Below are 12,551 nucleotides of genomic sequence, written 5' to 3' on the forward strand. Positions count from 1 at the left end.
CGGTCCTGACGGAGGAAGTTACGTTTCGTCGGCAGATCGGGGGCCCGAGCGTCACACAAGGAGCCAGCCCATGATCCGAAGAATGCTGACATTCTGCACGATCGCCATCGCGTTAGCCGCCGGACTCCCCGCGCCCGCCTGGGCGGTCGACGCGACCCGTACCCCGGGCTCGGCCTCCTACACCGTGAACCTCACCAGCAACGCCTCGGGCACCACCTGGACCGGCCACGAGAGCGTCAGCTTCACGAACCTGTCGGCCGACCCCCTCACCGAGGTCTACCTGCGCCTGTGGGACAACTACCACGGCAGCTGCCCGTCCACCCCGATCACGGTCACGAACGTCACCGGCGGTACGGCCGGCTCGCTGACCGTCGCCTGCACGGCGCTGAAGATCACCCTCCCCGCGCCGCTGGCCCAGGGGCAGAACGGCGCGGTCGGCTTCGACCTGAGCATCGTCGTGCCCAGCGGCGCCGACCGGTTCGGCCACGACGGCGCGTACAACTTCATCGGCAACGCCCTCCCCGTCCTGGCCGTACGCGACGGCGCCGGGTGGCACCTGGACCCGTACACCAACAACGGCGAGTCCTTCTACCAGCTCGCCGGCGACTACCGGGTCACCCTGGACCACCCCAGCTCGCTGCTCCTCCCCGCGACCGGCACCTCCGTGGACACCCCCGGCACCTCCGGCCGGACGATCACCACCGCGACCGCCAGTCACGTCCGCGAGTTCGCCTGGGCGGCCGGCGCGTTCGCCAAGACCACCGGCACGACCACCACGGGCGTCACCGTGAACGTCTACCGCGTCAGCGGCATCAGCGCCGCCAGCGCCACCTCGATGATGAACACCGCCAAGAACTCGCTCGTCGCCCACGCCGGCCGCTTCGGCGCCTATCCCTACGGCGAGGTCGACGTCGTCCTGGACAACAACTTCTGGTTCGGCGGCATGGAGTATCCGGGGTTCGTGCTCGACCTGGTCAGCTCCACGGCGCTCGCCCATGAGCTGGCCCACCAGTGGTGGTACGGCATCGTCGGCGACGACGAGTACAACACCCCGTGGCTGGACGAGTCCTTCGCCGACTACGCCACCGACCTTTACCAGGGCATCAGCGGCACCAACTGCTGGAACAGCGTCTCCTGGCAGTCGTCGGCCGAGAAGATCAGCAACTCGATGGCCTACTGGGACGCCCACTCCAGCCGCTACGGCACGGTCGTCTACACCTACGGCAAGTGCGCCCTGCACGACCTGCGCCGCCTGATCGGCACCTCGGCCATGCAGACGCTCCTGCACGACTACGCCGCCTCGCACTGGTACGGCATCTCCACGGTGGCCGACTTCAAGGCCGCCGCCCAGGCCGCGACGACAATCGATCTGTCGTCGTTCTGGACCACGCACCGCATCTAAGAGTCCTGCCGGGTCAGCGTGAAGTCGATCTCGAACGAGCGCTGCCGGGAGAGGTGACGTCTTCGAGCGTCCAGTCCGGGTCGAACCCGTGCAGGGACGGTCCCGAAAACACCCCTCACTCCTCCAGAGCGAAGAGCATCCAGGACTGGCCCGGTGCCAGCCCGGCCAGTTCCCGGCCGCACTCCTGAAGCACCTGCGGGCCCGAGGTGATGTGCTGGGTGCCGGCATGGACGTCCCTGAACAGCCGCTGGATCAACCCGTCCCGCAGCGCCGAGGTGCCGCCCGACGCGTAGACGAACCGGGCCACCTCGGCGATCGTCGAGGTGATGTGGTTGAGCGCGAGCCGCACCATCGTCTCCTCGCGTACGTCGAGGGTCCGTCCCGCGTCCAGCGTGCGTTCGGTGTCGTCCCACGTCTCGTGCACCAGGGCCTTGGCCGCGCGGTACGTCGCTTCGGCGCGGGCGAAGTCGGCGTGGAAGGCATCGCTGTCGGCGATCTGGCCCGGCCGCCCGGCCCGTGCTCCGGCGTAGCGGCTCAGCTCGTCGAGCAGCCGGCGGCCGACGCCGAGCGCCCAGCCGGAGTGACAGATCAGCGCCTGGTCGAGGACGCCGAGCCGGAAGATCGCGCCGCCGCGCAGCGGTTCGTTGTGCGTGAAGATGTGCGTCTGCGACTCCGGTACGAACGCGCCTTCGATGGCGTAGTCGATACTGCCTGTCGCGCGCAGGCCCAGGACGTCCCAGTTGCCGAGCATCTTGACGTCTTCGATGGGGGTGATGAAGATCCGGGCCTCGTCGGTGCCTTCGACGGCGCCCAGGCTGTGGGCGTACTGGGCGTGCGGCATGCCCGAGGCGAAGCCCCATTGGCCGCTCAGACGGAAACCGCCGTCCTCGCGTACGGCGGTGCCCGGCCGGGTGCCCTGACCCGCGATGATCGGCATCCGCGGGCCCGTGAAGATCCGCGCGACGGCCTCGTCGCCCAGGTAGGCGCCGGCCGTACCGTTCTCCAGGGTGGTGGCCATGACCACCCAGCCGGTCGAGGGGTCGGCGTACGACAGCTCCTCGAAGACGGCGAGCAGCTCCCTGGGGGACAACTCGGCGCCGCCGAGCGGCGTCGGCACCCATATACCGAAAAGTCCAGCCTCATGCAGGGCATCCACGACGGGGGTGGTGAGCCTGCCCTGCGCCTCGGCGGCGGCCGCCTCACGCTCGATCAGCGGACGCAGGTCGCGGGCTCGCTCCAGCAGGGCGGGGCCGGCGGTGTGGAGTCGCAGTGTGTCGCTCATGTCCAGGTGCTCCTGTTCGTGATCGTTGACGCTCTTACTCCGTCAGATCACGTTGGCGGCACGTTGTCCATAGCTGGTAGCAAGCCGGCCTCATGCCGCCTGGCTTGCCTCGGCGGCCGTCAGGGGAGTGGCGATCTCCTCCAGGCCCTTGCGTTCGGCCTTGACCCCCAGGAAGAGCTCCACCAGACCCGCCACGATCATGATGATGGCGCCGATCGAGAAGGCCAGCGCCGTGTCGCCCGGCACGCCCGTCTCGACCAGGTGGGCGAAGACGAGCGGGCCCGCGATGCCCCCCGCCGCCGTGCCGATGGCGAAGAAGAACGCGATGGCCATCGCCCGGGTCTCCATCGGGAAGATCTCGCTGACCGTCAGATACGCCGAACTGGCCCCCGCCGAGGCCACGAACAGCACCACCGACCAGCAGGCCGTCAGCGTCACCGCCGTGAGCATCCCCTGGTTGAAGAGCCAGGCCGTGCCCAGGAGCAACAGCCCCGATCCGATGTACGTGGCGGAGATCATCGGGACCCGGCCGACCGTGTCGAAGAGCCGCCCGAGCAGCAGTGGGCCCAGGAAGTTGCCGACCGCGATGACCGCGAAGTAGTAGCCCGTATGCGTGTCGATCTTGAAGAACGTGGACAGGATCTGCGCGTACCCGAAGGTGATCGCGTTGTACAGGAACGCCTGGCCGATGAAGAGCGACAGGCCGAGCACCGTCCGCTTGGGGTAGAGCGCCACCATGGTGTGCGCGATCCGGACGAACCCGATGGACCTGCGCTGATGGATCGTCATCGACTGCTCCGGCTCCGGCAGGTCCCCGCCCACCTGGCGCTCGATGTCGTCGACGATCTCCTCGGCCTCCTGGCCACGGCCGTGGATGAACAGCCAGCGCGGACTCTCCGGTACGTGCCGCCGTACGAGCAGAATGGCCAAACCGAGCACCACACCCAGCCCGAAGGCGACGCGCCAGCCGATGTTGACCGGCAGATCGTTCAGCAGCGGCACGGTCAGCAGGGCGCCGCCCGCCGCCCCGAGCCAGTAGCTGCCGTTGATGATGATGTCGATCCGCCCCCGGTGGGCGCTCGGGATCAGCTCGTCGATGGCCGAGTTGATCGCCGCGTACTCCCCGCCGATGCCGAAGCCCGTCATGAACCTGAACAGGAAGAACCACCAAGCGTCGAACGACAACGCGGTCATCAGGGTCGCGACCAGGTAGACGACCAGCGTGATCAGGAACAGCTTCTTCCTGCCGAACCGGTCGGTCAGCCAGCCGAAGAACAGCGCACCCGAACAGGCGCCCGCGACGTACAGCGCGGCGGCCAGGCCGGCGACCTGCGCCTGCGTGATGTCGAGGCCGCTTCCGGGCTTGGCGAGCTGGGCCGAGAGGTTGCCCACGATGGTCACTTCGAGCCCGTCCAGGATCCAGACGGTGCCGAGGCCGATGACGATCATCCAGTGCCAGCGTGACCAGTGCAGCCGATCGAGTCTCGCCGGCACCTTGGTGGTGATGGTGCCAGTCTCCAGGTCGCTCATGAAGTCAACTCGCTACCCCGAGGCCGGCTCGCAAACGTGCCACGAAGCAGACCAGGCAGGTTGTGCCCTGGTCTCAGGACGTAGCCTGCCTGGTCTCAGGGCACGACCCAGCGAAACTGCCGCGTGATCTTCAGCTGCCATCATCCGGTCCCATGACCCGTCCCTTATTCGCGGGCGCCTGCCTGCTGGCCGCACTCCTGGGATGCAGTCCCGGCGTAGCGCCGACCCCCGCCGTGGCGGCGCAGCCCGCCCCGTCCGCCACATCTTCCGGCGAGGCGGCGAGCCCGGCCGGGGTGGTGTATCACGCCACCGAACTGCGCCCTGGCGACTGCATTGAGCCCATGCCCGAGAGCTTCATGGTGACCGTGGTGCCTTGTGCTGTGCCGCACTCGGCGGAGTACGGGGGTATGTACGTCATCGCCGACGGTCCTTGGCCGGGCACAGCCGAGATACGACGGCTGGCCGAGAACGGCTGCGGGCCCAGGATGCGGTACGTGGCGTCGAGGAGGGAGGAGGTCGGCTTCATCTCACTCATGCCGCTGGAGCAGGAGTGGCCGAAGTACAGAACGGCCTACTGCCTGGCCGTCGCCGGGAACGGCGGGAAGCTCGTCGGCCGCGTGCTCAAGTAGGAGCCATCTACGCCGGTCGGACGAGTTCCGAGACCTGATGCTCCCGCTGCCTCTCACGCCGGTACAAGATCGCCCGAGCGGCCATCACGACGCAGCCGATGCCGAGCAGCAGGCCCCAGATGACGTCGGTGAGGAAGTGCATGCCGCGATACAGGCGGGAGAAGGCCACGATGAGCGGGGCGGCGACGCCGAGCACCCAGATCACCACCTGGAGAGCCCTGTTGCGGACGTGCATGCTCAGGATGAGCGCGACCGAGCAGTAGAACCCGACCGCGGCGCTGACGTGTCCCGACGGGAAGCTGGAGGTGGGCGGGGCCGGGTCGATGTGCTGTACCGGCGGCCGGTGCCGGCCGACGGGCGTGGTGGTGGCCAGGAAGATGAGCGACTGGCTCCAGACGGCCGCGATCAGGAAGATCGATTCCCGCCAGCGCTTGTACACGAGTCTGAAGACGATCGCGCCTATCACGGTGAGCGCCACGATGTAGGGGGTGTCCGAGAGGCTGGTGCCGAAGTCGGTGAGCGTGTTCCACAGCGGGGTACGTCCGGCGGCCAGGCTCCGGCTCACCTCCGCCTCACCGGTGGGCCAGGCGACGATCAGCTTGCCCACACCGAACGTCACCGCGGCCATCAGCAGCATCGGCAATAAGATCGTCAGCGCGTAATACTTCACGTGCTCAGCTTTGGTCATGGGTCACCTTCTCTGACTCGGGTTCCACTCCTTCGGCAAGCGGCGAGTTGGGCCTGCGGCCCTGCTCGCGCCGCCACGTCTCGAATCCCGCCGCGGTGGCGGCGACCACGGCCACGCCCAGGATGATCCCGGCGACCACGTCGCTCACCCAGTGCACGCCGAGCGCGATCCGGGTGTAACCGACCGACAGCACCAAGAACCAGGCGACGGCCCAGGTCACGCGCCGCCCCCATCGGGGCAGCATGGGCAGGAGGAGCAGGACCACCACTCCCGCGCCGAGTGTCACGTTGACCGCGTGGCCCGACGGGAAGGAGTCGCCGGGCGCGAGCGCGACGGGGTCCGGCAGGTGCGGTCTGGCGCGGGCAGTGATGATCTTGAGCGCTAGGCCGAGCAGCCCGCCCACGGTGATGGTGGCGATCGCCCAGACGGCCAGCCGTCGCGCGCCCTCGTACCACAGCCAGGCGGCGAACGCGATGACCGCGATGCGCCACGGCCACGGGCCGAACAGATCCGTCCATACGGTCAGCACCCTGGTCACACCTGGATGGGTAACCGCGTACTCGTGCAGATCCTCGGCGACCTGTTTGTCCAGTCCGTTGACCGGCATCTTGGCCACGACGAGCAGCAGGCTGAACGGGATCATGATGAGCGCCACCGCGAGGCTGGCGATCGTCAGCCGCAGTCCCAGGCTGCGGTCAGGATCGACGCGAGCTTTGACCCATTGGCGGCTCACTGTCCTGATCCTCCCTTGGTAGGCAGTCGCGCTCGGCTACCCAGACAGCGGCCATTGATTCCTGCGTCAGCTTCTCGGCCGTAAGCGACCGAGCTTGCAGCTCCTCGCCGTCGATGGCTTCGACGGTGTGGTCCGCGTCAGGCAGCGTGACTCACTGCCCAGCCCGCCACACCGCGTGCGGCGATGTTGCGGGCTGCGTTGACGTCCGCGTGCTCAGCGAAGCCGCACGACGTACAGGAGAAGGAGGCTTGGTCGAGCCGGTTGTTGCGGTCCACGTGCCCGCACGAGGAGCATTGCTGGGAGGTGTAGGCCGGATCGACGTGGATGACGGCGATCCCGGCGCGGGCCGCTTTGTAGGCGAGGAAGCTGCCCAGTTGGTGGAAGCTCCAGGAATGCAGTGTGACCCGCTGGGGCTTGCGAAGCCGTACCCGGTCCCGGATGCCCTGGAGGTCTTCCAGGGCGATGCCGTTGCCGGTGCGTTCTGCCTCGGTCATGATCTGCTTGGCGATGACATGATTGGTGTTGGCGGCGAACCGCGCCTCGGCCCGGCGCCGCTTTTTCAGCAGTCGCTTGGCGGACTTGGTCTGCTTGGCCTGCAACCGACGGCGCAGCTCGCGCCGGCGGTGGCGGACAGCGTTCAAGCCCTTGCCGCAGTGTCGGCTGCCGGTGCTGGTGGTGGCGATGTTGACGATGCCCAGATCCACGCCCAGGAAGCCGTCAGGGACGGTCACCGGCCGGTCGGGGAGGTCGCAGGTGGCGATCAGGAACCACATGCCGTCCCGCAAGAGCAGGTCCGATTCGCCCTTGCGGTGTGCCGACAGCATCGCGATCTGGTCGGGCGAGGCGGTGAACGCCATGTTTCTCACTCGGCCCGCCACGGTCCAGATCGATACGGTGCGGACATTGATCTGCCAGGACAGGCACCGGTCGTCGTAGGGCTGGGCCGCATCTGGCCGGAAGGTGATCGGCTTGGATGTGGCGCGGGTCCGGCGTGGTGAGCCTTCCTGCCCCAGGTTCCCGGCCCGCAGGTTGGCGTGCAGGGTGGCGTAGGCGTCGGCGACCTTCTTGATGACGTGCTGCGCGGCCTGGGCGGCCAGCCCGTACTCGTCCTTGATCTGCGTGTAGGTGTGCTTGCGCAGGTCGTAGTTGCGAAAGGTCTGCTGGTCGTAGGCCTGCGCGGAGACATGGCAGGCGGCGGCGTTGACCGCGCGCAGGGTCGCCTCCAGCGCCGCCGCCTGCTCGGGCGTAGGCAGGAGCTTGACCTGCACCACCAGCCTCATCATCGAACACATTATCGTTCGGCCCTGCCACCGCGGCGGGAATCCGATCCCGGTATTCGCTGGGGCCGCACCGTCGTCTGCCGCCTCCACGCCCATTTGGTCTTCATCCCCATATGCCGGCGCGAAGTGTTCACCGAGGAGATACTGCGCCGCTGTGAAGCCATCATGATCGAGGTATGTGACACCTTCGGCGTCGTCCTGGCCGCGTTCAACGGCGAGCACGACCACATGATCATGTGCGCCTCCTGGTCGGCTACCCGCCCAAAGTGGCCCTGTCGGCCCTGGTCAACTCCCTCAAGAGCGTCTCGGCCCGGCCCCTGGGCAAAGAGTTCGGCCCGCACATGCGCCGACATCCGCGGGACGGGCACTTCCGGTCCCCGCCCTACCTCGCCGCCACCCGCGGCGACACCCACAGCCGATCATCAACGAGTACATCGACAACCACAAACAGCCGGATTGATCCGCTCACATGAACAGGCCATCACGGCACCGCTCGGGCCTGGAGGCCCTCCCGCGCTGCCGTTTCCTCCCGGGCGTAAACATACGTTTCCTCCCGGGCGTAAACATAAACGCCCGGGGTTCCACGCCAGATTCCGCTGAAAACCGGCCCCAGGGGTAGTCCGGTGACCATGTCTCCCATCGTGGCGGTCGTCGCGCACCGCAAGAAGACCCTCGGCGCAGGCCTGGACAGGCTGCGCGTGCTCATCACCGAAGAGGACGTCGGCGAGCTCCTCTGGTACGAGGTGCCCAAGAGCAAGAAGGCGCGGAAGAAGGTCCGCGAGGCGCTCAAGCGGGGCGCCGATCTGGTGTTCGTCTGGGGCGGCGACGGCATGGTGCAACGGTGCGCCGACGTGATGGCCGGCTCCGGCGTGCCGATGGCGGTCCTCCCGGCGGGGACCGGGAATCTGTTCGCCAACAACATCGGCATCCCCATCGACCTAGAAGAGGCGGTACGCATCGGCTTCCACGGCCGGCGCGAGAAGCTGGACCTGGGAGTGCTGAACGGCGAGCACTTCGCGGTGATGGCGGGCGCCGGGTTCGAGGCCGAGATGATCGCCGACGCCGACCGGCAGGCCAAGGAGCGGCTCGGCAAGCTCAGCTACGTCAAGGCTGCCGTCCGGCACGTCGGCGGGCCGCTGGTGCCGATGGAGATCAAGATTGATGGTACGACCTGGTTCGACGGGGAGGCGAGCTGCCTGCTGCTGGGCAACGTGAGCACGATCGCCGGCGGCATCGAGGCGTTCGACGACGCCCGGCCGGACGACGGCTGGCTGGACGTCGGGGTCTCCACCGCCCAGGGGCCGGTCCAGTGGGCCCGGGTGATCGGCAGGATGGCCACGGGACGCTCCGACGACTCCCCGTTCGTCCGGATCACCCGCGCCAGGAAGGTGTCCGCCCGGTTCGGCGCTCCGCTGACGTACGAGCTGGACGGCGGAGACCGCGAGGCCACCACCTGCCTCAAGGCGAAGGCCGTCCCGGGCGCGCTCACGATCTGCCTTCCGCCGGACGAGCACCCAGGCGAGCGCTCTGACGAGCGCTCAGGCGAGCGGCTGGGTGGGCGCTCGGACGAGAGCTGGGACGGGTAGTCGTTATGAGCCGGCGGGCGCGGTGAACCGTACCGTGCTCGGCTCCTCGCGATTCCGCAGGCCGGCGGCGGTGGCCTCGGCGCCGCGCAGCGCCCGCAGCACGTTGCGCCCGGCCACCTTCGCCAGGTCGGCGTCCGACCAGCCCCGGTCGGCCAGGGCCGCGAACAGCCGAGGGTAGCCGCGCACGTCTTCCAGGCCGTCGGGCAGCCCGTCGCACCCGTCGTAGTCGCCGCCGATGCCGAGGTGGTCGATGCCGGCCACTTCCCGTATGTGCTCCAGGTGCGCCACCACGTCGTCGAGCGTGACAGCGGGCTTGGGGTGCGACTTCTCCCAGGTGGCCAGGTACTCGTGGGTCGCCTCGTAGTCATGGGTGTCGACCCCGGCCGTGCGGGCGGCGTCGGTGGCGACCTGCCGCCACTCCCAGTTGGCCTGCGACACGAAGGAGGGCACGAACACGGCCATGCACACCCCGCCGTTGCCCGCCAGCCTCTCCAGCACGTCATCCGGTACGTTGCGCGGCGTGGAACAGAGCGCGCGTGCCGACGAATGGGAGAAGATCACCGGCGCCCGGGTCACGCGCAGGGCGTGGCGCATCGTGTCGGCCGAGACGTGGGACAGGTCGACCAGCATGCCCAGCCGGTTCATCTCCCGCACGACCTCCTCCCCGAACGCCGACAGCCCGTGGTTCACCGGCTCGTCGGTCGCGGAGTCGGCCCAGGGGGTGTTGTCGTTGTGGGTCAGCGTCATGTAGCGGACGCCGAGGGCGTACAGCATCCGCAGCGCCCCCAGCGAGTTGTCGATCGAATGACCGCCCTCGGCACCCATCAGTGACGCGATCCGCCCGCCGGCGAAGACGCGCTCCACCTCGTCGGCCGTGGTCGCCAGGGCCAGCTGGTCGGGGTAGCGCCGGACCATGGCCCGTACGCAGTCGATCTGCTCCAAGGTCGCGGTGACCGCTTGCCCACCGGGCAGCCCGCACGGCACGAAAACCGACCAGAACTGCCCGCCGACCATCCCGGCCGCCAGCCGGGGCAGGTCGGTATGGGTCCGATCGGAGGTGTCACCGCTGATCTCGAGCCGGTCGAAGTCATAGCCGGTGAGCTGGCGCGCCGTCCAGGGCAGATCGTTGTGCCCGTCGATCAGCGGATGCTCACGTAGCAGCTCGGTGACGCGCCGCAACGAGTCGGTGGACGTGGTCAGAGAAGGTGCTTCCATGCCGATCAGCCAATCACAGGGCACCTCGTCGTGGCGGATCGACCTACGTCCGGCTCAGGTACGCCGCCAGCGGGCCTCTCCCAAGCAGTACAGGGCGAACAGCAGCAGCCCCAGCGCCACCACCGCCAGCAGCCAGGGCCCCGCCGGGGTGTCGGCGAACGCCCTGAGCGTCGCGTCGATGCCCCCGGCCTTGTCCGGGTCGAAGGTGATGGCCGCCTGGATCACGAAGACCCCGGCCAGGCCGGCGATCAGGCCACGCGCGATGTACCCGGCGAGTCCCAGCCGGTTCATCACCGCGCCCGCCCGGGGCGGCATCGGCCTGAGCTGTTTGCGGAACTCCTTCTTGATGCCGTACCGCACCCAGTAGATGCCGAGCGCGACGATGCCGAGCCCGATCAGGCCCACGAGGACCTGCCCGGCCGGCAGCGCGAGCAGCTTGCCCGTCAGATCCTGGGACCGCTTGTCATCGGACCCGGTCTTGCCGGTCAGCAGCATGGTCAGCAGCGCGGCGCAGATGACCACGTAGACCACGGTCCGGCTGGCCGGCTCGACCCGGTCCTTGAGCTTGTGGGCGCCGAAGATCGCCTCAGACGCCTGCCACAGGGCCAGCGCGGCGAACCCGACGACCATGATCCATAAGAGCACGGCCCCGAACGGCAGCGCGGCCACCGTACTGATCGCCCCGTTCTTGTCGGCCTGCTTCCCGCCGCTGCCGAACGCGATCTGGATCGCCAGCACCCCGATCAGCCCATAGAGCACGCCACGACAAACCAGCCCAACCCGCGCGAGTTTGTCCATAACCGGGCTGTCTGCCGCCCGGCGTGCCATCGCCTCAGTTTCGCTCATGGAATCTCCCGAGAGTCGTCAAAGACCCACGGACTGCCCCGGATTCCGCGCTCTAGACCTTCACCCGAGGAGACCAGGGACGGCGCTCAGTCCCGATCGTCCATGACGCCGTAGGTGGACGCCCGGAACAGGAAGGAGGCCCAGGAGCGGTAGGGCCGCCACGCCTCGGCCAGCTTCCGGTAGGCGGCCGGCGGCGCGTCCTCCGGCAGGCCGTACGCCTCACGCAGGATCGCGAACAGGCGCGGCTCGTCGCCCGGGAACGCGTCCGGGGCGCCCGCGCCGCGGATGAGGATGAGACCGGCGGAGAACGGCCCCACGCCGGGCAGGGCCCGCAGCTCGGACAGGGCCTCCTCCGGGGCGAGCGCGCGCAGGTGCTCGGTGGTGAGCAGGCCGTCGAGCGCCGCGCGGGCCAGCCCGCGCACCCACTCCTCCTTCTGCGCGGGCAGGCCCAGGCCGCCGGCCTCCAGCAGCGTCACGGGCGGGGGGAAGACCGGGTACACCTGCCCGTCCAAGGTGACCTTCGCGCCGTACCGCTCCGCGATGCGCTGCTTGAGGCGGGCGGCGATGAGCATCGACGAGCGCTGGACGATCACCGCCCAGCACGCCGCCTCCCACGGGCTCCAGAAGCACACCGGCCGCAGACCGGGCCGGGCCCGCTGCAGGTCGCCGAGCACCGGGTCGTCCTGGCCGAGCCGGGCGAAACCGGCGCCGTCCACATCGAGGGAGAGGATGCGCGCCACCTCGCCCCGGATGCCCGGCCCGGCGGCCCGCGTCGTCGTGACGGCGACCCCGGCCGGCGCGGCCGTCACGGTCACGCCGATGGGCAGCCAGTCGGACTCCGCGCAGTAGGCGAAGCGCAGCGCCCGCCCGTCGGAGGGCAGCGCGCTGGTGGCCGGCCAGTCCTCGACGAAGCGCAGCGAGGCACCGAAGTCGAACGGGCCCTCGGCGGTGAGCGTGAATCCGTGCGCGGTCATGCGCCGTATCGTAGGAGGCCGAGCGGTGTGACCTCGCGCCGCCTCTGGGTAGGGGGCGACTGTAAGGCACGAGGAGGGGAACACCCATGAGCCGTATCGGGGAATGGCTGAAGAAGGCCGAGGACCTGGCCAGAGGGCACTCCAAGCAGGCTGACCAGGTGCTGGATCGCGCCGAGCGCTACGCCAAGGAGCGGACCGGCCACAAGTACGACGACCAGGTCGAAAAGGGCGCGGACACGGTCCGGCGCCGTTACGGAGGAGGCGAACCGCAGGGCGAGCAGCCGCCGACGCAGCCTCAGCAGCCGCCGACGCAACCCGGTCAGCCCCAGCAGCCGCCGGAGTAGCCCGGTCAGCGCCCGGACCGACGACGCGCCGGTCCCGGCACG

Annotated in this window: 12 protein-coding genes and 1 pseudogene; 5 read left to right on the forward strand and 8 right to left on the reverse strand. The window is 69.0% G+C overall.

The window, feature by feature from the left end; all coding sequences use genetic code 11:
* The first annotated feature begins 70 nt into the window (after window positions 1–70).
* Complete coding sequence (locus tag AB0H88_RS14955) at window positions 71–1,402, forward strand: M1 family metallopeptidase (protein ID WP_357644496.1); 1,332 nt, start codon at window positions 71–73, stop codon at window positions 1,400–1,402.
* A 115-nt stretch (window positions 1,403–1,517) separates the two neighbouring features.
* Here AB0H88_RS14955 and AB0H88_RS14960 read toward each other — a convergent pair whose 3' ends face one another.
* Together AB0H88_RS14960 and AB0H88_RS14965 are read right to left on the reverse strand one after the other, a co-directional pair.
* Entirely contained in the window at window positions 1,518–2,684 is a 1,167-nt protein-coding gene (locus tag AB0H88_RS14960) for an acyl-CoA dehydrogenase family protein (RefSeq protein WP_357644498.1), read from the reverse strand.
* Window positions 2,685–2,774: 90 nt separating this feature from the next.
* Window positions 2,775–4,214, reverse strand: coding sequence for an MFS transporter (locus AB0H88_RS14965; protein WP_357644500.1), 1,440 nt, complete (start codon window positions 4,212–4,214; stop codon window positions 2,775–2,777).
* A 152-nt stretch (window positions 4,215–4,366) separates the two neighbouring features.
* Here AB0H88_RS14965 and AB0H88_RS14970 point away from each other — a divergent pair, with 152 nt between their 5' ends.
* Window positions 4,367–4,843, forward strand: coding sequence for a hypothetical protein (locus AB0H88_RS14970; protein ID WP_357644501.1), 477 nt, complete (start codon window positions 4,367–4,369; stop codon window positions 4,841–4,843).
* A gap of 7 nt (window positions 4,844–4,850) precedes the next feature.
* Here AB0H88_RS14970 and AB0H88_RS14975 read toward each other — a convergent pair whose 3' ends face one another.
* The 3 genes from AB0H88_RS14975 to AB0H88_RS14985 form a co-directional block, all read right to left on the reverse strand.
* Window positions 4,851–5,531, reverse strand: a complete 681-nt coding sequence (locus AB0H88_RS14975; protein ID WP_357644503.1) for a phosphatase PAP2 family protein — start codon at window positions 5,529–5,531, stop codon at window positions 4,851–4,853.
* Window positions 5,518–6,264: a phosphatase PAP2 family protein gene (locus AB0H88_RS14980; protein WP_357644505.1), complete on the reverse strand. Its 747-nt coding sequence runs from the start codon at window positions 6,262–6,264 to the stop codon at window positions 5,518–5,520. The genes AB0H88_RS14975 and AB0H88_RS14980 overlap by 14 nt, the downstream gene beginning before the upstream one ends.
* A gap of 137 nt (window positions 6,265–6,401) precedes the next feature.
* Window positions 6,402–7,547 (reverse strand): transposase, encoded by a 1,146-nt coding sequence (locus AB0H88_RS14985; protein ID WP_357644507.1) that lies wholly within the window; start codon window positions 7,545–7,547, stop codon window positions 6,402–6,404.
* Window positions 7,548–7,568: 21 nt separating this feature from the next.
* Here AB0H88_RS14985 and tnpA point away from each other — a divergent pair.
* A pseudogene (tnpA, locus tag AB0H88_RS14990) lies at window positions 7,569–8,004 on the forward strand (IS200/IS605 family transposase).
* Between the two features lie 169 nt (window positions 8,005–8,173).
* On the forward strand, window positions 8,174–9,130 hold the full coding sequence (locus AB0H88_RS14995; protein ID WP_357644784.1) for a diacylglycerol kinase family protein: 957 nt from the start codon (window positions 8,174–8,176) through the stop codon (window positions 9,128–9,130).
* A 3-nt stretch (window positions 9,131–9,133) separates the two neighbouring features.
* Here AB0H88_RS14995 and AB0H88_RS15000 read toward each other — a convergent pair whose 3' ends face one another.
* The 3 genes from AB0H88_RS15000 to AB0H88_RS15010 form a co-directional block, all read right to left on the reverse strand.
* Window positions 9,134–10,345, reverse strand: a complete 1,212-nt coding sequence (locus AB0H88_RS15000; protein ID WP_357644509.1) for a dipeptidase — start codon at window positions 10,343–10,345, stop codon at window positions 9,134–9,136.
* A gap of 54 nt (window positions 10,346–10,399) precedes the next feature.
* Entirely contained in the window at window positions 10,400–11,191 is a 792-nt protein-coding gene (locus AB0H88_RS15005) for a DUF1206 domain-containing protein (RefSeq protein WP_357644510.1), read from the reverse strand.
* An 86-nt stretch (window positions 11,192–11,277) separates the two neighbouring features.
* Complete coding sequence (locus AB0H88_RS15010) at window positions 11,278–12,165, reverse strand: hypothetical protein (protein WP_357644512.1); 888 nt, start codon at window positions 12,163–12,165, stop codon at window positions 11,278–11,280.
* A gap of 86 nt (window positions 12,166–12,251) precedes the next feature.
* On the opposite strand from AB0H88_RS15010, the gene AB0H88_RS15015 reads away from it, so the two are divergent.
* Entirely contained in the window at window positions 12,252–12,509 is a 258-nt protein-coding gene (locus AB0H88_RS15015; protein WP_357644514.1) for an antitoxin, read from the forward strand.
* Window positions 12,510–12,551: the final 42 nt, after the last annotated feature.

The organism is Nonomuraea sp. NPDC050680 (assembly GCF_040654555.1).
GTDB lineage: Bacteria > Actinomycetota > Actinomycetes > Streptosporangiales > Streptosporangiaceae > Nonomuraea.